The following is a 19,667-nucleotide window of genomic DNA, read 5'->3' as shown; positions in this document are numbered from 1 at the left end:
CCCGGAACGAAACGCAAAGAGGGGCTGATCAGATCAGCCCCTCTTCCGCTTTCAGCACCCCCTCGATCAGCCGGAACACCTGTCCCAGATCGGCCGAGGCCGAGCGGATGTCGGCCATGATCTCTGCCTCGCTGGCGCGCAGGCCACCTACCTTGAACAAATCCTTGTCGTGGCGCAGCGCGATGTGCCATTCGCCATTGGCGCTGTAGATCGAATAAAGCGCGGATTTGTGCAGCACCTCGGGCGCCAGATCGGCGATGCGCTTGGCCACCGGCCGCAGCAGCGCGGCATCGGTCGTGGCGCCTTCGGGGGTCCAGATCCCGTATTGCACGCCGTCCGGGCCCGAGACGGTGTCGATGTTCTGCATCCCCTCCACCCGGACATTGCCCTTGAAGAACAGGAACCCCTTGGTTTCCTTGTGCGAGGCCATCAGGAATTCCGGCGGCCGCCCCCGGCTGTGCAGGGTGATGACAACACCGCGGAACAGGGTCTGCGAATTCTTGCCCCCGGTCTCGGTCTTGACCTCGGCCAGCCGGAACCATTGTCCGGCCAGCTGGCCCGACAAAGTGTCATCACAGCTGCGACGACCGCCGAAGGGGATGAAGACCCGCGGGATGGTCTGGAAAATGCCGTTCGCATCCTTGGCATAGGTCAGGCCGAAGGTCTGGCAGACGGTCGGCAGCACCTCGCGCTCAATCGCCTTGCGCGCGCTTTCGGCGGGCCAAAGCGACAGGATCGGCCCGGTGATCAGCACGCCAATGCCATATCCCAGCGCATCGCCCCCGGCCATGATCAGCAGGACACCCACCACGATCGACACGACAAGGATCAGGATCACCCAGAGCCAGCCCATACGCTGGCGTCGTCGGATCACCGGCATGGCGGCGGACAGCGCGCGGATGGCAGGATCGTCGGCCCCGGAAATACCTGCGGGGCTGGTCAGCGCATCGGTCATTCAGACCTCCCGTTCATGAAATCGAATGCGGCAATAGCCTTTCATAATACGGAAGCGCCTGATCCACCAAGTGGCGGTATTCCGACGGCAGGTCGGGCAGATCGCCCTCGGGCGCGTCAAAGCCGGTCGAGGCGTGGACGGCATTATACCAATGCGGCGCCCAGACGCCGTCATGCGGCTTTGGCCCGGCGGGCCAGTTCAGCATACGGTCGGTGAAGGGGATCTCCAGCGCGGCACAGAGCTTTGCCAGCGCATCGCGCGGGTTGGCGCGGATCGTCACGCTGTCGATCACCGGCGGTGCCGATCCCTGCATCTGGGCGACCTGATCGAAGAGTTCCGCCTGCTGGACAAAGCCGATGTCCAGAAGCGTGGGCGCCTCGCGTTTCTTGGAATAGCTGGCCACCACCCGCGCGGGATGGCGGATCAGAAAGGCATTGCTCACCCGCCGCAGAAACCCCCGGTCGAAGCCGGGGATCATATGCAGCGTCATATGCTTCTGATAAAACAGGCTCTGCGCCTGCGGAATCGGCCCCAGGCAGGCCCCGGCCACATGATCGGGATCGACCAGACCGCTGGCGATGACCTGATCCTTCATCGGATGATCCAGCCCCGTGGCCGCCAGATAGGCGGCATAGAACGGCTCATCCCAGACGGCACAATCGCCGCGGGCAGCGAAGGCATACATCATCGCGGTCGAAAGGTTGCGCGGGCCGGACCACATGGCGATGCGGCTGGTCGGAAGGGTCATGCGTGGTGCCTTTTGCTGGCGGCGAGGCGGGGGCCAGCCCCCGCACCCCCGGGATATTTAGGAACAGATGAAGGGATCAGGCGCGGACCAGATCCTTGTACAGCGCGCGCAGGCGTTCTGTCATAGGGCCCATCTGTCCGGTGCCGATCTGGCGGCCGTCGATGCTGCCCACCGGGGTTTGCGCGCCGAAGGTGCCGGTCAGGAACGCCTCATCCGCGCCATAGGTGTCGACAAGGCTGAAGTTGCGTTCGAAGACCGGGATGCCGTTCGCGCGGCAGAGGTCGATGACCTTCTGCCGGGTGATGCCGTTCATGCAATAATCACCGGTCGAGGTCCAGACCGCACCCTTGCGCACGATGAAGAAGTTGCAGGCGTTGGTCGTGTTCACAAAACCATGGATGTCCAGCATCAGCGCCTCATCCGCGCCGGCCTTCTGTGCGGCGATACAGGCGAGGATGCAGTTCAGCTTGCTGTGCGAATTCAGCTTCGGGTCCTGCGTCATCGGCAGGCCGCGCAGATGCGGCACGGTGGCAAGCGTGATCGGGCGCGGCAGTTTCGGGCGGGAATGTTCCATGATGATCACCATGGTCGGCCCCTGCTGGCTGAGCCGCGGATGCTGGAAGGGCCGCGTCTTCACGCCGCGCGTGACCATCAGCCGGGCATGGGCATCCGTGGTCATGCCATTGGCCTTCTGCGTCTCGAACAAGGCGGAAATCACCTGTTCCCGGGTCCGGCCGATGTCGAGGTCGATGGCCTTGGCCGCCTCGAACAGGCGGTCCATGTGATCGTCCATAAAGGCCCAGCGCCCGTCGTAAAGCCGCAGCCCCTCCCACACGCCATCGCCCAGCATGAAGCCGGAATCGTAGACCGAGACCACGGCCTGCGGCTTTGGCTTCAGCGCGCCATCGACCCAGATCAGGATATTTTCGTTGCGGGCGTCTTCCTCGGCCTGATGGGTCGAGACGTGGTCGGTCATGGCCTTGGTCCTTCGCGGGCTGTGCCGCAGGCTAGACCGGCCCCGCGACGGGCGGAAGGGGGATCAGCGCGGCCGCAGCGTCAGCTGGGTCTGCGTCACGATGGCTGCCACTTTTCCGTCCGGCAGCAAAAGCGTGGTTTGCCAGACCTGTGTGGTGCGGCCCCGGTGCAGCGGCACCGCCACCGCGCGCAGCACCGTATCGGGCGGAACCGCGCGGAAGAAGTTGGTCTTGCTTTCCACCGTCGTCGTGCCCTCGCCCTCGGCCAGGTTCAGAAAGGCCGCGGTTCCGCCGATATTGTCGGCCACCGCCATGATCGCCCCGCCATGCAGCACGCCGTTGCGGTTGATCAATTCCGGCGCGACCGGCAGTTCGGCCACCACCTCATCGGGGGTGGCCGAGACGATACGCAGGCCCAGATGCCGCGAGAACGGCGGCTGGTCCAGTGCAATGGGGTGAATTTCGGCCATCAGCCCACCTTGCAGGCGGCCATCACCGCCATGTTCAGGATGTCATTCACCGTGGCATTGGTCGAGCAGATCTGGATCGGCTTTTTCACCCCGGTCAGGATCGGGCCGATCACCGTGGCACCGGCCATTTCCTGCATCAGCTTGACCGAGATCGAAGCCGAGTGCCGCGCGGGCACCACAAGGATATTGGCCGGGCCGGTCAGGCGGCAGAACGGGTAATGCGCCATCTGATCGGGGTTCAGAGCCACATCCACGGTCATTTCGCCGTCATATTCGAAATCCACCCCGATACGGTCCAGCACTTTGGGCGCAACATGCATCTTGGTGGCACGCTCGCTGACCGGATAGCCGAAGGTCGAGAAGGAGACGAAGGCGACCCGCGGCTCCAGCCCCAGATTGCGCGCCACACCCGCCGCGCGGATGGCGATGGTCGCCAGATCCTCGGGCTCGGGCCATTCATGGACCAGGGTGTCGGCGATGAAGAGGATGCGGCCCTTGTGCAGCAGCGCCGTCACCCCCACGGCGCCATCTGTGGCCTTGGCATCGAAGACGTTGTTGATCAGGCTCAGGACATGGGCGGATTTCCGGGTGGCCCCGGTCACCAGCCCGTCGCCATGACCATGGGCCAGCATCAGGCTGGCAAAAACGTGACGGTCGCGCGCGGCCAGACGGTGGATATCCTGCCGGTCATGCCCCTGCCGCTGCAGGCGGCGGTAGAGAAAATCCTTGTAGGCGTCCAGATGCCGGGTGTTGGCGGCATTCACCACCTCCAGCTCGCGCACGGCATCGCCAAGGCCCGCGGCTTCCAGCTTTTCCTTCACATCCGTGTCGCGGCCCACGACCAGCGCCTTGCCCAGACCGGACCGCTGATAGGCCACGGCCGCGCGCAGCACGCGCGGATCGTCCCCTTCGGCAAAAATCATCCGGGCCTGGGCCTGCCGTGCACGGGCATGGATGCCCTGCAGGATGCTGGCCGTCGGGTCCATCCGGGCCTTCAGGCTGGCCTCATAGCCCTTCATGTCGATGATCGGACGGCGGGCGACGCCGGTGTCCATCCCGGCCTGCGCCACCGCCGGCGGGATCACATAGATCAGCCGCGGGTCGAACGGCGTGGGGATGATGTAATCCCGCCCGAACGACAGCTTGCGGCCATAGGCCATCGCCACCTCATCCGGCACATCCTCGCGGGCGAGTTTCGCCAGCGCCTGCGCGCAGGCGATCTTCATCTCGTCATTGATGGCCCGGGCATGGATGTCCAGCGCGCCGCGGAACAGATAGGGGAAGCCCAGGACGTTGTTCACCTGATTGGGATAGTCGCTGCGCCCGGTGGCCACGATCGCATCGGCGCGGACGGCATGCGCCTCTTCCGGGGTGATCTCCGGATCAGGGTTCGCCATGGCGAAGATGACCGGATTGTCGGCCATGCTGGCCACCATCTCGGGCGTCACCGCACCTTTGGCGGAGACGCCTAGGAACACATCCGCGCCCTTCATCGCCTCTTCCAGCGTGCGGGCATCGGTCCGCGCGGCATGGGCCGATTTCCACTGGTTCATGCCCTCGGTCCGGCCCTGCCAGATCACGCCCTTGGTGTCGCACATGATGCAATTGTCATGCTTGGCGCCCATGGATTTCAGCAGTTCCAGACAGGCGATCCCGGCGGCCCCGGCGCCATTCAGGACGATCTTCACATCCTCGATCTTCTTGCCCGAGATTTCCAGCGCATTGATCAGACCGGCGGCACAGATCACGGCGGTGCCGTGCTGATCGTCGTGAAACACCGGAATGTCGCAGATTTCCTTCAGGCGCTGTTCGATGATGAAGCATTCGGGCGCCTTGATGTCCTCAAGGTTGATGCCGCCGAAGGTCGGCGACATCAGCTTGACCGCCTTGATGATCTCATCCGCGTCTTCGGTGTCCAGCTCGATGTCGATGGCATTCACATCGGCAAAGCGCTTGAACAGCACCGCCTTGCCTTCCATCACCGGCTTCGACGCCAGCGCCCCCAGATTGCCCATGCCCAGAATGGCCGTCCCGTTGGAAACGACCGCCACCATGTTCCCCTTGACCGTATAGTCATAGGCCGTCTCGGGCGCGTCGGCGATGGCCTGCACCGGCACGGCAACCCCCGGCGAATAGGCCAGCGACAGGTCGCGCTGCGTCGCCATCGGCTTCGAGGCCACGATATCGTATTTCCCGGGGCGGGGTTCGAAATGGTAGGCCAGCGCTTCTTCGGGCGTGGTCTTGGCGCGGGACATGGGCAGGCTCCTCCTCGGCGACCCCGGAACGGGGCTTTGGGGTGTTATCGCGGGGGCGGCCACCTGAAAAGCCTGTTTGCGACGGACATTCATCTTTTGCAGGGCGGGCGGCTTTTGTAGGGTCCCCCCAGCCGAAGGGGACCCCATGACAGAAGACGCAGTCACGCCGATGATGGCGCAGTATCTGGAGATCAAGGCGCAGAACACAGGCGCGCTGCTGTTCTACCGGATGGGCGATTTCTTCGAAATGTTCTTCGAAGATGCGGTGCAGGCGGCCGAGGCGCTGGATATCGCCCTGACCAAGCGCGGCTTTCATCAGGGCGAACCGATCCCGATGTGCGGTGTCCCCGTCCATGCGGCCGAGGGTTATCTGCTGACGCTGATCCGCAAGGGATTTCGCGTGGCGATTGCCGAACAGATGGAAGACCCGGCCGAGGCCAAGAAGCGCGGGTCGAAATCGGTGGTGAAACGGGCGGTGGTGCGGCTGGTGACCCCGGGCACCCTGACCGAAGATTCCCTGCTGGAGGCGCGGCGCCACAACTACCTTGCCGCCTTTGCCGAGGTACGGGACGAAGGCGCACTGGCCTGGTGCGACATTTCCACCGGCGCGCTGCATGTGATGCCCTGCCCGGCGGAGCGTCTGGGGCCGGAACTGGCCCGGCTCGCCCCGCGTGAGGTGCTGGTGTCCGATGCGCGTGATCGCGATTTCGCGGAACTGGTGGCAGATTCCGGCGCGGCGATGACACCCCTTGCCCGCGCCAGTTTCGATTCCGCCGGGGCGGAAAAGCGGCTGTGTGCGCTATATGCCGTGGGCTCTCTGGAGGGGTTTGGCAGCTTCACCCGGGCTGAACTGTCCGCCATGGGCGGGCTGGTCGATTACCTGGACCTGACGCAGCGCGGGCGCCTGCCGCTCCTGCGCCCGCCGGTCCGCGAAAGCGCGGGCGGCACGGTGCAGATCGATGCCTCCACCCGCCGCAATCTGGAAATCGCACAGGCGCTGTCCGGCGGGCGGGAAGGCTCGCTCCTCATGGCGGTGGACCGCACCGTCACCGCGGCCGGCGCGCGGCTTCTGGAACGGCGGCTCGCCTCGCCCTCGCGCCATCTGCCCCTGATCCATGCCCGGCATGAGGCATTGCGCTTCCTTCTGGACCAAAGCCCGCTGCGCCATACCCTGCGCGAGGTGCTGCGGCGGGTGCCGGACATGGACCGCGCCCTGTCCCGGCTGGCGCTGGACCGCGGCGGCCCGCGCGATCTGACCGCGATCCGGGCCGGGCTGACCCAGGCGCTGGAGCTTTCCGCGCGGCTGACCGAGGTGCAACCGCTTCTGGCGCAATCCGCCCGCGCACTGACCGGGCATGAGGCGCTGACCAGCCTGCTGGATCAGGCCCTGGTGGCCGAACCGCCGCTTCTGGCGCGCGACGGCGGCTTCATCGCCGAAGGTTTTGATGCCGAACTGGACGAAACCCGGCTTCTGCGCGACGAAGGCCGCGGCATCATCGGCCAGATGCAGGCGCAATATGCCGAAGCCGCCGGCGTGCCCGGCCTGAAGATCAAGCACAACAACGTGCTGGGCTATTTCATCGAGGTGACGACCACCCATGAAGAGAAGCTGCGCGCCCGGCCCGATCTGTTCATCCACCGCCAGACCACCGCCGGACAGGTCCGGTTCACCACCGTGGCGCTGTCCGATCTGGAAACCCGCATCCTGAACGCCGCCAATCACGCGCTGGAGATTGAAAAACGTCACTATGACAGCCTGAAGCGCGCCATTCTGGACCAATCCGGCCCCATCGGGGCCGCCGCCGCCGCGCTGGCCGAAATCGACCTGACCGCCGCCTTTGCCGATCTGGCCGCGGAACAGGACTGGACAGAGCCGCAGGTGGATGACAGCCGCGCCTTTATGATCCGGGGCGGCCGGCACCCCGTGGTAGAACGCGCCTTGCGCCGTCAGGGCGGCGCGCCCTTCGTGGCGAATGACTGCGACCTGACCGCCGGGAAAAGCCCGGCGATCTGGCTGCTGACCGGGCCGAACATGGCCGGGAAATCCACCTTCCTGCGGCAGAATGCACTGATCGCCCTTCTGGCGCAGGCGGGCAGCTTTGTCCCCGCCGCCAGCGCCCATATCGGCCTTGTCAGCCAGATCTTCAGCCGGGTCGGCGCCTCTGACGATCTGGCGCGGGGACGGTCCACCTTCATGGTGGAAATGGTGGAAACCGCCGCAATCCTTAATCAGGCGGATGACCGCGCATTGGTCATTCTGGATGAGATCGGCCGCGGCACCGCCACCTGGGACGGGCTCTCCATCGCCTGGGCCACGCTGGAACATCTGCACGAGGCGAACCGCTGCCGCGCGCTTTTCGCCACCCATTACCATGAGATGACCGCGCTGGCGGGCAAGCTGCCCGGCGTAGAAAACGCCACCGTGGCGGTGAAGGAATGGGAAGGCGAGGTCATCTTCCTGCACGAGGTGCGCCGCGGCGCCGCCGACCGCAGCTACGGCGTGCAGGTGGCCCGGCTGGCCGGGCTCCCCGCCAGCGTGGTGGACCGCGCCAAGGTCATCCTCGACGCGCTGGAAAAGGGCGACCGCGACGGCGCCAAGGCCCCGGCCCTGATCGACGATCTGCCGCTGTTCCGCGCAGCCCCGCCGCCGCCCGCGGCCAAACCGCAAAAGACCTCGGATGTCGAAGACCGGCTGAACGCGGTGCAGCCCGACGATCTGACCCCGATCGAGGCGCTGCGGCTGGTCTATGATCTGAAGGCCATGACGCAGAAATAGAAATGCCGCGCCCTGACCTGCGCGGCATTCCATTCCAGTTTGCACAAATATCCTCTGGGGGTCCGGGGGGCGAAACGCCCCCGGCGGGCCGCCCGAAGCGCCTCAGCCCGGGGTCGAGGAGACACCCACCTGCGCGGGCCTCAGCAGCCGGTCATGCAGCAGGAAGCCCTGGGTCATCACCTGAATGATCTGGCCCGCCTTGGTGCCCGGAACCGGCGCCTCGAACATCGCCTCATGCTCCTGCGGGTTGAACATATCGCCTATGGCGGGCGAAATCGCCTTCACGCCGTGCTTGTCCATCACCTTGGTCAGCTCGCGCAGGGTCAGCTCCACCCCTTCGATCAGCGCGGCCGAGGCGGCGCGGCTGTCGTCCGGGATCGCGGCCAGCGCGCGGCTCAGGTTGTCATAGACCGGCAGCAGATCGCGGGCCAGCCGCGTGCTGCCATACATTTCCGCCTCGCGCCGGTCGCGGTCGGCGCGCTTGCGGGCATTTTCCGCATCGGCCAGCGCCCGCATGAACTTGTCGCGGTATTCATCCCGCTCCGCCTTCAGCGCCTCCAGCTCACCATCGGTGATGAACTCTTCCAGCTCGGGCAGATCCCCGGTTTCGGGGGCCGCATTGTCCTGCGCCATGTCCTTCGTCTTCCTTGTCCTCAGGCCCGCCCGCGGTCGGCAACCATCCGCCCCACAAGCTGCGCCGTGTAATCCACGATGGGGACCACCCGCCCGTAGTTCAGCCGCGTGGGGCCGATGACTCCGACTGCGCCGATGATCTTCCGCTCGGCGTTCATATAGGGAGAGACCACCAGACTTGAACCGGAAAGTGAGAAAAGCTTGTTCTCCGAGCCGATGAAAATGCGCACCCCGTCGCCGTCTTCAGCAAGGTCGATGAATTCGGCAATGTCCCGCTTACGTTCCAGATCGTCGAACAGGCTGCGGATGCGTTCCACATCCGCCTCGCTGGCCCCGTCCAGCAGATTGGCCCGGCCGCGCACGATCAGCCTTTCCTGCGACATGCCGGGGTTTTCCCAGACGGCGATACCGCTTTCCACCAGCTCCCGCGCCAGCGTGTCCACCTCTTGCCGCCGCGCCTCGATCTCGCGCCGCAGGCTCCGGCGCAGGTCTTCGAGTGTCCGCCCCCCCGCCATGGCATTCAGGAAATTCGCCGCCTCGCGCATCGAACTGGGTGTCTGGCCCGCAGGCGGCCGGAACAGCCGGTTCTCCACCTGGCCATCGGCAAAGACCAGCACGACCAGCGCCCGGTCCGCGGCCAGCGACACGAATTCGATATGCTTGATCGGCGCCGATTCATGCTTTGGCGTCAGAACGATGCTGGCCCCCCGCGTCAGCACCGACAGCGCATTGGACACATGGTCCAACAGGGATTCCACGTCCTGATCATTCCGGCTCATCGTGGCGTCGATCCGCTCACGGTCGGCCTCGGCCACGGTGCCCACTTCCATGAAGCCGTCCACGAACATCCGCAGGCCCAGCTGCGTGGGCACCCGCCCGGCCGAGACATGCGGCGAATCCAGAAGGCCCAGGAATTCCAGATCCTGCATCACATTGCGGATCGTGGCGGCCGAAACGGTTTCGGTCATGGCACGGGTCAGCGTGCGCGACCCCACGGGTTCACCGGTGGCCAGATAGCCTTCGACCACGCGGCGGAACACCTCGCGTGAGCGATCTGTCATTTCGGTCAGGACTTTGGCCTTGTCGGACATCTGTTCTGCAATGCGGCAGCTTCTTTCCCTGAATAAAGGCGCTGCGGGGCCGCTCGTCAATCGGGGTTGCATCAAGGGGGGCACGGGGCCTATCTGGCCGGGAATCACGAAAGGAAATGCCATGCGTCCCTCTGGCCGTGCTCTGGACCAGCTCCGCGCCCTCTCCATCGAAACCGGCGTTTCGCGCCATGCCGAAGGCTCCTGCCTGATCAAGGTAGGTAACACCCACGTTTTGTGCACCGCCTCGCTGGAAGACAAGCCGCCGCCCTTTCTGCGCAATTCGGGCATGGGCTGGGTGACGGCAGAATACGGCATGCTGCCGCGGTCGACCCATACCCGGTCAAAGCGTGAGGCGGCCTCGGGCAAGCAATCCGGCCGGACGCAGGAAATCCAGCGGCTGATCGGGCGCAGCTTGCGCGCCGTGGTGGACCGGCAGGCCTTGGGTGAGCGGCAGATCACCGTGGATTGCGACGTGATCCAGGCCGATGGCGGTACCCGCTGCGCGGCGATCACCGGCGGTTTTGTCGCGCTGCGTCTTGCAGTGAACCAGTTGATGAAGAAGGGTCTGGTGACCTCGGACCCGATCATGGACCATGTGGCCGCGGTCTCCTGCGGGATCTATGCCGGGCAGCCGGTGCTGGATCTGGACTATGATGAGGATTCCGCCGCGGGCACCGACGGGAACTTTGTCATCACCGGCGCGGGCCGTCTGGTCGAGGTGCAGGCCTCGGCGGAAGGTGCGCCGTTCTCGGTCCAAGATCTTGGGGTTCTGATGGATCTGGCCACCAAGGGTATTGCCGATCTGGTGCAGGCGCAGAAGGAGGCGCTGTCCAAGTGACCCGCCGTTTCTCGGGCGACCGGCTGGTCGTCGCCACGCACAACAAAGGCAAGCTGGAGGAATTCTCCGCGCTTCTGGCGCCCTTGGGCATCACCTGCCTCTCTGCCGGAGAGTTGGGCCTGCCGGAGCCGGAGGAGACGGAGACCAGCTTTCTGGGCAATGGCCGGATCAAGGCGCATGCCGCGGCAAAGGCCAGTGGCCTGCCCGCGCTGGCCGACGATTCCGGCCTGACGGTCGATGCTTTGGCCGGCGCGCCCGGGGTCTACACCGCGGACTGGGCCTTCACCCCCCATGGCCGGGATTTTTCCATGGCGATGGAAAAGACCTGGGGCCTTCTGGAAAAGGCCGAAGCTCCCCTGCCCCGGTTGGCACAGTTCCGCTGCACGCTGGTGCTGGCCTGGCCGGACGGGCATGACGAATATGCCGAAGGCGTCTGCGCCGGGCAACTCGTCTGGCCACGTCGCGGGGCCGAGGGTCATGGCTACGACCCGATGTTCCAGCCGGACGGCCATGACCAGACCTTTGGCGAGATGTCCGCCGATCTGAAGAACCGCATCAGCCATCGCGCCCGCGCGGTGGAGCAGATGCTGGTCCAGTGTTTCACGTGAAACAGAGCGATGATCCGGTAGAGGGCGGCTTCGCCCTTTACCTGCACTGGCCCTTTTGCAAGGCCAAATGCCCCTATTGCGATTTCAACAGCCATGTGCGCGCCCGGATTGATCAGGCGGACTGGCAGGCGGCCTATCTTCAGGAACTGGACCGTGCCGCTGAAGAGACCGGCGGCCGCATCCTGCGCAGTGTGTTCTTCGGGGGCGGCACGCCGTCGCTGATGGAACCTTCGGTGGTCGGCGCCATTCTGGACCGGATCTCCCGGCATTGGCGGCTGTCCAACGATATGGAGGTCACGCTGGAGGCCAACCCGACCTCGGTGGAGGCCGGGCGTTTCGCGGGCTATTGCAGCGCGGGGGTCAATCGGGTATCTCTTGGGCTTCAGGCGCTGAACGACACCGACCTGCGCCGCCTTGGCCGCCAGCATTCCGCGGCCGAAGGGCTTGTCGCGCTGGATCTGGCCCAGTCGATTTTCGACCGTACCTCCTGTGACCTGATCTATGCCCGTCAGGATCAGTCCTTTGATGCATGGACCAAAGAGCTGCGCGCCCTGCTGTCGCGCCGCCCCGATCACATCTCGCTTTACCAGCTGACAGTTGAAGACGGCACAGCCTTCGCGCAGCTTTACGACGCTGGCAAACTGCGCGGATTGCCGGATGAGGACCTTGCCGCCGACATGTATGAGGTCACGGCAGAGCTTTGCGCTGAAGCCGGGCTGAAGGCCTATGAAGTCTCCAATTATGCCATTGAAGGCGCCGAATCGCGCCACAATCTCGTCTATTGGCGAATGGGGGATTATCTGGGCATAGGGCCCGGAGCGCACGGAAGGCTGACGCTGGACGGCACACGATATGCGACGAACACCCATCGGATGCCCGAGTTCTGGCTGGAATCGGTGCGGCAGAAGGGCCACGGCGAAGTTTCACGTGAAACACTCGATCCCCGGGCGCAGGCGATTGAATATCTGATGATGTGCCTGCGGCTCAGCGAAGGCCTGTCCCTGTCGCGCTACACCCGTCTGAACGGCGCACCGCTGAACGGACAGAAGCTGGCGCAGTTCCGGGAAGACGGGCTTGTCCTCGTCGAGGGCGACCGGCTGCGCACGACAAACAGCGGCCGGTTGCTGCTGAACCGGCTGCTGCTGGAGCTTTCAGACGACTAATCGCGGGCGAAGCGCTCTCCAGCCGCCGAGAGGAGCTGGCAGATCGCGTCCAATTCTTCCAGATTGCTGTAGCGGATGGTCACACTGCCCGCCCCGCCGCGGTCGTCGATCGACACCGGCAGGCCCAGATTGGCCGAAAGATCGCCTTCCAGCGCGCGGGTATCGGCATCTTTCTCCGCCGCGCCGCCGGAAGGCCGCTTCGGGGTCTTGCCGCCCTCGCCTTCGCGCACCAGCTTTTCCGCCTCGCGCACCGACAGGCCGTTGACGGCGATCTTCTTCGCCACGCCCACAGCATCCGGCACGCCGATCAGCGCCCGCGCATGCCCGGCCGAGATCACGTCCTCGCGCACCATCTTCTGCACCTCATCGGGCAGGTTCAGCAGGCGCAGAAGGTTCGCCACATGGCTGCGACTTTTGGACAAGGCTTCGGCCACCTTCTCCTGCGTATGGCCGAAACGGTCGATCAGCGCCTTCAGGCCCAAAGCCTCTTCAATGGCGTTCAGATCTTCGCGCTGGATGTTCTCGATGATCGCAACTTCCAGCACCTCGGTGTCATCCAGTTCACGGATGACCACGGGCACCTCATGCAGCTGTGCGATCTGCGCCGCGCGCCAACGACGTTCCCCGGCAACGATTTCATAGCTGTTGTCGCCCACCGGGCGCACCACCAGCGGCTGGATCACCCCCTTCTGCCGCAGGGACGCGGCAAGAGCCTCCAGCGCGGTCTGGTCGAAATCCTTGCGCGGCTGATTGGGATTGGGGCGGATCCGTTCCACCGGCAGCGTGGCATCCGGCCGGCGCGGACCTTCGGATTCCGGCCGCAGATTCACATCCGACATCAGCGCCGACAGGCCGCGGCCCAGACCCTTGCGTTCCATCTTATCCTCCGGATTCGTCTTAGCGCCGCAAACGGGCGGCGATTTCGTCTGCCAGACCACGATAGGCCTCGGCCCCTTTCGATGCGGGATCGTAAGAAGTCACCGGCAGGGCATGGCTGGGCGCCTCGCTCAGGCGCACGTTGCGGGGGATGATGGTCTGGAACACCAGCTCCCCCAGATTCTCACGCGCGTCGGTTTCCACCTGCTGCGCCAGGTTGTTGCGGCCATCATACATGGTCAGCAACACGCCTTCGATCCGCAGATTCGGATTGGCGGACCGCCGCACATCCCGCACGGTCAGAAGAAGCTGCGACAGCCCCTCCAGCGCAAAAAACTCCGCCTGCAGCGGCACCAGAACCGCATGCGCGGCCACCAGCGCGTTCACCGTCAGCAAGGACAGCGACGGCGGGCAGTCGATCAGCACCACGTCAAAGCCCATGGCGTCGATTTCGGGGTGCCGCAGGGCATCATGCAGCAGGAAACTGCGCTTTTCATTGGCCACAAGGTCAATATCAGCCGAAGCCAGATCGGAATTCGCCGGCGAAATCCAGAGATTCTCCAGCTTGCTGGGCCGGATGATCGCCTCCGGCCGGCCATCCGACAGAATCAGGTCATAGGTGGTCAGCTTGCGGTCATTCGTGGCCACGCCAAGGCCGGTCGAGGCATTGCCCTGCGGGTCAAGGTCCACCAACAGCACGCGAAAGCCCTTTTCCGCCAGCGCGGCGGCCAGATTGATGGCCGTAGTGGTTTTGCCCACGCCCCCCTTCTGGTTGGCGATGGCAATGACATGGGCAGGCTTCAGGTCAGCTTCAGGCAAGGGTTTCGCGGCCAGCACGATGCAGGTTCCTCAACGCCAGGATTGCCGAACCCTTATGCCCCGGATCGGCGTGCGCATCCAGTTCGAACCGCCAGTTTTTCCGCGCCGCGGCAACTTCTGCCTCCCAGGTCTCGCCCTTCGGGAACAGCGCCGTGGTTTCCGGCACGCCATGTGTCTCTACAATGGCGCAAAGTGCGTCCAAAGCGGCCAGAGCACGGGCTGAAATGACATCCGCGACCAGCGGGGAAATGGCTTCTGCCCGTTCCGCCCGGACCTGCACCGAAAGACCCAGAAGACGGGCAGCTTCACGCAAGAAAGTGGACTTTCGCTGATCGGATTCAATCAGCACCACTTGGGTCTGCGCCCCGCGGTCGGCCAGCAGGCAGGCCACGACGATGCCCGGAAAGCCGCCGCCTGCGCCGAAATCGGCCCAAAGCCGGGGCTCCGGCGGTGCGACCAGCAGAATCCGCGCCGAATCCTCAATATGCCGCGACCAGAGGTCCGGCACCGTCGATTTCGAGACAAGATTGATCCGCGCCGTCCATTTTTCGGCCAGCGCGGCAAATTCCTTCAGCTTGGCCAGCCCCGATTCGCTGGTGCCCAACATCTGCCAGAGCGTGTGTTCCACCTCAGACCGCCTGCTTTCGCGGCTTTTTCAGCGTGGCAATCAGCAGCATCAGGGCGGCCGGGGTCATCCCCTCCATCTGCCGCGCCTGATGAATATTGTCCGGCCGTCTGCGTTCCAGCTTTCCGGTCAGTTCCGACGACAGACCGGACAGCGCGCGATAATCGAAATCCTCGGGTATCCGCAGCGATTCGTGTTTGCGCAGATCCTCGGCATCGGCGGCCTGACGGTCCGCATATTGCGCATAAAGCGCCTCGATCTCGGCCTGCGCCCGCACCTCGGCCGGGTGATCGGCCAGATCAGGCACCAGACGGTCCAGCACGGCCGGATCATAATCGGCAAAGGCCATCAGGTCGAAGGCGGACCGGCGGCTGCCATCCTGACTGACCTGAATTCCCACGGCGCCCAGCTCTTTCGGGGTGAAGCGATGCTCCTTCAGCACGGCAACCGTGCGTTCCAGCGCCTCCATCTTCTCGCCAAATGCCCTCGCCCTACCCTCACGGACACAGCCCAAGGCCAGACCCTTCGGGGTCAGCCGCTGATCGGCATTGTCGGCCCGCAGGCTCAGCCGGTATTCGGCGCGCGAGGTGAACATGCGGTAGGGCTCTGTCACGCCGCGGCTGGTCAGATCGTCGATCATGACGCCGATATAGCTGTCCGTCCGGCTGAAGGTCGCCGGATCACGGCCCTGCACGGCCAGCGCGGCGTTCAACCCGGCCACCATGCCCTGGGCTGCCGCTTCCTCATATCCTGTGGTGCCATTGATCTGGCCCGCAAGATACAGGCCCGCCAGCGCCTTCAACTCCAGCGTCGCGCGCAACCCGCGGGGGTCCACGTAGTCATATTCGATAGCATAGCCCGGCTGGGTGATCACTGCCCGTTCCAGCCCGGCGATGGTGCGGACATAGGCCTCCTGCACCTCGGCGGGCAGGCTGGTGGAGATACCGTTCGGATAGACGGTATCATCGTCCAGCCCCTCCGGCTCAAGGAACACCTGATGGCTGTCCTTGTCGGCAAAGCGCACCACCTTATCCTCGATGGACGGGCAATAGCGCGGGCCGACACCTTCGATATGGCCGCCATACATGGCACTGCGGCCAAGGTTCTGGCGAATGATCTCATGCGTGGCGGCGCTGGTATGGGTGATCCCGCAAGCGATCTGCCGCGCAATCGGCTTGCGGTTCAGGAAGGACAGCATCACCGGATCGTCGTCAGCCGGCTGCATCTCCAGCCGGGCCCAGTCGATGGTCTTGCCATCCAACCGCGGCGGGGTGCCGGTCTTCAGCCGCCCGGTCGTCAGACCCAGACCCCGGATCTGCTCGGCCAGCCGGACCGAGGGCTGGTCGCCCACGCGTCCACCGGGCCGCTTCTGATCGCCCACATGGATCAGCCCGTTCAGGAAGGTGCCGGTGGTCAGAACCACAGCGCCTGCGGTCAGCTCTGACCCGTCAGCCAGCCGCAGACCAGCAACGCGGAGGCCGTCCAGCATCAACTCTGCCGCCTCACCTTCGACAATCGTCAGGTTCGGCTCTTCCGCAAGCAGGGCCTGAACCGCCTGCCGATAAAGTTTGCGGTCGGCTTGGGTGCGCGGACCCTGCACTGCCGGACCTTTGCGGCGGTTCAGCAGGCGGTACTGAATGCCACCCATATCCCCCGCGCGGCCCATGATGCCATCCATCGCGTCGATTTCGCGGACCAGATGGCCCTTGCCCAGACCGCCAATGGCCGGGTTGCAAGACATGACGCCAATCGTCTCTGCCCGCATGGTCACAAGGGCCGTGCGCGCACCCATCCGGGCCGCCGCCGCCGCCGCATCGGCGCCCGCATGACCGCCCCCCACTACAACCACGTCGAAGTGTTTCACGTGAAACATCCTCACTTCCCGATGCAGAAGCTGGAGAAGATCTCGCCCAGCAACTCATCCACATCCACCCGGCCGACCAGAGCGTCCAGCGCCCGGATCGCCCGCCGCAATTCCTCGGCCGCGATTTCCGCAAGATGCGGACCGGCCAGCATGTCCTGAACCCGGCGAATCGCCAACAGCCCCTGTTCAAGGGCCAGACGGTGCCGTTCACGGACCATGATACCAGCCCCCGCCACCTTTTCCGAGAGGCGGCACGAAATCTCTTGCAGCAGGGCGTCCACCCCGGCCCCGGTCTTGCCGGAGACCGCCAGCCCCTCGCCCGATGTCAGATCGGCCTTGCCACGCACCACCAGATCGCCGGGCTGCGGCGTCAGATGGGTTTCCCCGCCGCCCAGAAACACCCGCAGATCGGCGGCCAATGCCCGATCCACCGCACGGCGGATGCCTTCGCGTTCCACCGGGTCGTCACTGTCGCGCAGACCCGCGGTGTCCAGCAGGGTGACGGCCAGACCGTCCAGATCCATCCGGACCTCGATCACATCCCGCGTCGTGCCGGCGATTTCCGAGGTGATTGCTGCCTCTCGTCCCGCCAGACGGTTCAGGAGGGTGGACTTCCCCGCATTGGGTTCGCCCACGATGGCGACTTCGAACCCCTCGCGGATGCGTTCCGCCTTTTGCACGGCGTCCGCCTCGTGCTGAAGTTCGGCCATCAGGGCGGACAGCAGCTCCAGAACCTCCGGCGTCACATCCACCGGCACGTCTTCTTCGGCAAAGTCGATGGTGGCTTCCAGCAGCGCCGCGGCACGGATCAGGTGCGCACGCCAGCCCTCCACCCGCTGCCCGATCTGCCCGGACAGAACGCGCAACGCTTGTTTCCGCTGCGCCTCGGTCTCGGCGTCAATCAGATCGGCCAGACCTTCGACCTGTGTCAGATCAAGAACGCCGTTCTCCAGCGCGCGCCGGGTGAATTCGCCCGCTTCCGCCAAACGGCACAGTCCGGTTTCCGACAGCGCCCGGAGCACCGCGGACGAGGTGGCAAGGCTGCCGTGGATCTGGAACTCCACCACCTTTTCGCCGGTAAAGCTGGCGTTGTCGTCAAAGACCAGCACCAAGGCTTGATCCAGAAGCTCTCCACCCCACGATATGTTGCGGAGAACAGCTTGGCGGGATACAGGAACCCCGCCCGTCAGCAGACGGCACACCTCATGCGCGGACGACCCGGAAACCCGGATGACCGCCACCCCCGCCCGGCCGCGGGCCGTGGCGCTGGCATAGATCGTGTCCGCCATGACAGGGCCCGTGCGCCTTGGATCAGGTGTTCATCGAGTCGAAGAACTCGGAATTGGTCTTGGTCTGCTTCAGCTTGGACAGCAGGAATTCGATAGCCTCGGTCGTGCCCATCGGGTTCAGGATCCGGCGCAGCACATAGGTCTTCTGCAGATCGGTCTTTTCGACCAGCAGATCCTCTTTCCGGGTGCCGGACTTCAGAATGTCCATCGCCGGGAAGACGCGCTTGTCGGCAACCTTGCGGTCGAGCACCAGTTCCGAGTTGCCGGTGCCCTTGAACTCTTCAAAGATCACCTCGTCCATCCGGCTGCCGGTGTCGATCAGGGCGGTCGCGATGATGGTCAGCGACCCGCCCTCTTCGATGTTCCGCGCCGCGCCGAAGAACCGCTTCGGCCGTTGCAGTGCATTGGCATCCACACCGCCGGTCAGCACCTTGCCCGAGGACGGGACGACAGTGTTATAGGCGCGGCCCAGACGGGTGATGGAGTCGAGCAGGATCACGACATCCCGCTTGTGCTCGACCAGGCGCTTGGCCTTTTCGATCACCATCTCCGCCACGGCCACGTGCCGCGTTGCCGGTTCGTCGAAGGTCGAGGAGATGACCTCACCCTTCACGGACCGCTGCATATCGGTGACTTCTTCCGGCCGTTCGTCGATCAGCAGAACGATCAGATAGCATTCCGGATGGTTCACTTCGATCGACCGGGCGATGTTCTGCAACAGAACCGTCTTACCCGTGCGCGGCGGCGCCACGATCAGCGCGCGCTGGCCTTTGCCGATGGGGGCCACAAGGTCGATGATCCGGGCCGAACGGTCTCGGATCGTCGGGTCCTCGATCTCCATCTTCAGCCGTTCATCGGGGTAAAGCGGCGTCAGGTTGTCGAACAGAACCTTGTGCTTGGCGCGTTCCGGATCGTCAAAATTGATCCGCGTCACCTTCACCAGGCTGAAGTAGCGCTCATTCTCCTGCGGGGCCTTGATCACACCTTCGATGGTGTCGCCGGTGCGCAGGCTGAACTGGCGCAGAATTTCGGGCGAGACATAGATGTCATCGGGTCCGGGCAGATAATTCGCCTCAGGGCTGCGCAGGAAGCCGAAGCCGTCCTGCAGCACTTCCAGAACGCCGTCACCGCCGATTTCATAACCTTCCTCGGCATGTTCCTTCAGAATCTGGAACATCATCTCGCCCTTCCGCATGGAAGGCGCGTTCTCGATTTCCCATTCTTCGGCCATGGCCAGAAGGTCGGCCGGGGTCTTGGCCTTGAGATCGGAGAGGTTCAGGCGTTCGGTCATGGCAATATCCTGCGGGCAGACACGCCAAACGGCGCGGGCCGGGATCAATATGTAAACGGGAGGCGCTTGGACCGGACGGCCCTGCTGTGCAGCCAGATAGTGCTGCTTCTGTGCAAAGTCAATCTGGGCGCGCGAGTGGTCTTCTTCCTTCTTCAAAAGACTAAAAGAAAGAAAAGAGATGATGTTGATTTAGGGGCCGGGGATAAGAGGATCACCGCACCCCGGGATTGGCTGCCCCCAGAGCTGCAGACATGTGGGCAAGTGCGGGAAAAGCTGCTGCCCAAACGAAGAGGTGATAATTTTAGTATTAAAATCAAAGTATTAATCCGGTGTGCAAAAAAATCTTCTCCACAGGGTCTTTGAGTATGGGCATCGGAGGAATCGGTTTTCCC

The 19,667-nt window shown here is 64.5% G+C and carries 17 protein-coding genes; 4 read left to right on the top strand and 13 right to left on the bottom strand.

The genetic code is table 11. From position 1 onward, the window contains the following. Positions 1–28: 28 nt before the first annotated feature. From ACO2Q5_RS04460 to ACO2Q5_RS04440, 5 genes are all read right to left on the bottom strand, one after another. Positions 29–955: a hypothetical protein gene (locus tag ACO2Q5_RS04460; RefSeq protein WP_423288398.1), complete on the bottom strand. Its 927-nt coding sequence runs from the start codon at positions 953–955 to the stop codon at positions 29–31. A gap of 13 nt (positions 956–968) precedes the next feature. After that, positions 969–1,676: an HAD family hydrolase gene (locus tag ACO2Q5_RS04455; RefSeq protein WP_423288462.1), complete on the bottom strand. Its 708-nt coding sequence runs from the start codon at positions 1,674–1,676 to the stop codon at positions 969–971. Positions 1,677–1,779: 103 nt separating this feature from the next. Beyond that, the gene (locus ACO2Q5_RS04450; RefSeq protein WP_423288397.1) at positions 1,780–2,679 is read right to left on the bottom strand and encodes a D-amino acid aminotransferase; all 900 of its coding nucleotides are present in this window, start codon (positions 2,677–2,679) and stop codon (positions 1,780–1,782) included. A gap of 63 nt (positions 2,680–2,742) precedes the next feature. Further along, a complete protein-coding gene (locus tag ACO2Q5_RS04445) occupies positions 2,743–3,147 on the bottom strand; it encodes a PaaI family thioesterase (RefSeq protein ID WP_423288396.1) in 405 nt (134 codons plus the stop codon). Further along, a complete protein-coding gene (locus tag ACO2Q5_RS04440) occupies positions 3,147–5,402 on the bottom strand; it encodes an NADP-dependent malic enzyme (protein WP_423288395.1) in 2,256 nt (751 codons plus the stop codon). The genes ACO2Q5_RS04445 and ACO2Q5_RS04440 overlap by 1 nt, the downstream gene beginning before the upstream one ends. A 145-nt stretch (positions 5,403–5,547) precedes the next feature. Between ACO2Q5_RS04440 and mutS the strand changes: the two genes are divergently transcribed. Next, positions 5,548–8,178 (top strand): DNA mismatch repair protein MutS, encoded by a 2,631-nt coding sequence (gene mutS, locus ACO2Q5_RS04435; RefSeq protein ID WP_423288394.1) that lies wholly within the window; start codon positions 5,548–5,550, stop codon positions 8,176–8,178. A gap of 102 nt (positions 8,179–8,280) precedes the next feature. Here mutS and ACO2Q5_RS04430 read toward each other — a convergent pair whose 3' ends face one another. Together ACO2Q5_RS04430 and hrcA are read right to left on the bottom strand one after the other, a co-directional pair. Beyond that, on the bottom strand, positions 8,281–8,811 hold the full coding sequence (locus tag ACO2Q5_RS04430) for a nucleotide exchange factor GrpE (RefSeq protein WP_423288393.1): 531 nt from the start codon (positions 8,809–8,811) through the stop codon (positions 8,281–8,283). A 20-nt stretch (positions 8,812–8,831) separates the two neighbouring features. Continuing rightward, positions 8,832–9,902, bottom strand: a complete 1,071-nt coding sequence (gene hrcA / locus ACO2Q5_RS04425; RefSeq protein ID WP_423288392.1) for a heat-inducible transcriptional repressor HrcA — start codon at positions 9,900–9,902, stop codon at positions 8,832–8,834. Positions 9,903–10,023: 121 nt separating this feature from the next. On the opposite strand from hrcA, the gene rph reads away from it, so the two are divergent. The 3 genes from rph to hemW are packed head-to-tail and all read left to right on the top strand — an operon-like array spanning position 10,024 to position 12,511. Then, positions 10,024–10,740, top strand: a complete 717-nt coding sequence (gene rph / locus ACO2Q5_RS04420) for a ribonuclease PH (protein WP_423288391.1) — start codon at positions 10,024–10,026, stop codon at positions 10,738–10,740. Beyond that, a complete protein-coding gene (rdgB, locus tag ACO2Q5_RS04415; protein ID WP_423288390.1) occupies positions 10,737–11,348 on the top strand; it encodes an RdgB/HAM1 family non-canonical purine NTP pyrophosphatase in 612 nt (203 codons plus the stop codon). The genes rph and rdgB overlap by 4 nt, the downstream gene beginning before the upstream one ends. Further along, positions 11,345–12,511: a radical SAM family heme chaperone HemW gene (hemW, locus tag ACO2Q5_RS04410; protein WP_423288389.1), complete on the top strand. Its 1,167-nt coding sequence runs from the start codon at positions 11,345–11,347 to the stop codon at positions 12,509–12,511. Before rdgB ends, hemW begins: the two co-directional genes overlap by 4 nt. Here hemW and ACO2Q5_RS04405 read toward each other — a convergent pair. From ACO2Q5_RS04405 to rho, 6 genes are read right to left on the bottom strand one after another with little or no spacing between them, the layout of a single operon-like run. Next, the gene (locus tag ACO2Q5_RS04405; RefSeq protein ID WP_423288388.1) at positions 12,508–13,389 is read right to left on the bottom strand and encodes a ParB/RepB/Spo0J family partition protein; all 882 of its coding nucleotides are present in this window, start codon (positions 13,387–13,389) and stop codon (positions 12,508–12,510) included. The genes hemW and ACO2Q5_RS04405 overlap by 4 nt on opposite strands. 19 nt (positions 13,390–13,408) lie before the next feature. Further along, complete coding sequence (locus tag ACO2Q5_RS04400) at positions 13,409–14,224, bottom strand: ParA family protein (protein ID WP_423288387.1); 816 nt, start codon at positions 14,222–14,224, stop codon at positions 13,409–13,411. Next, on the bottom strand, positions 14,199–14,834 hold the full coding sequence (locus ACO2Q5_RS04395; RefSeq protein WP_423288386.1) for a 16S rRNA (guanine(527)-N(7))-methyltransferase RsmG: 636 nt from the start codon (positions 14,832–14,834) through the stop codon (positions 14,199–14,201). Before ACO2Q5_RS04395 ends, ACO2Q5_RS04400 begins: the two co-directional genes overlap by 26 nt. Before the next feature lies 1 nt (position 14,835). Beyond that, the gene (gene mnmG, locus ACO2Q5_RS04390) at positions 14,836–16,695 is read right to left on the bottom strand and encodes a tRNA uridine-5-carboxymethylaminomethyl(34) synthesis enzyme MnmG (RefSeq protein WP_423288385.1); all 1,860 of its coding nucleotides are present in this window, start codon (positions 16,693–16,695) and stop codon (positions 14,836–14,838) included. 11 nt (positions 16,696–16,706) lie between these two features. Beyond that, entirely contained in the window at positions 16,707–17,984 is a 1,278-nt protein-coding gene (gene mnmE, locus ACO2Q5_RS04385) for a tRNA uridine-5-carboxymethylaminomethyl(34) synthesis GTPase MnmE (protein WP_423288384.1), read from the bottom strand. A gap of 22 nt (positions 17,985–18,006) precedes the next feature. After that, positions 18,007–19,275: a transcription termination factor Rho gene (gene rho, locus ACO2Q5_RS04380; protein ID WP_423288383.1), complete on the bottom strand. Its 1,269-nt coding sequence runs from the start codon at positions 19,273–19,275 to the stop codon at positions 18,007–18,009. Positions 19,276–19,667 lie beyond the last annotated feature (392 nt).

Origin of the sequence: Neotabrizicola sp. VNH66, from assembly GCF_049445895.1 — a bacterium.
In the GTDB taxonomy this organism is placed as follows: domain Bacteria; phylum Pseudomonadota; class Alphaproteobacteria; order Rhodobacterales; family Rhodobacteraceae; genus Pseudogemmobacter.
This window is presented reverse-complemented; position numbering and strand designations above follow the sequence as displayed.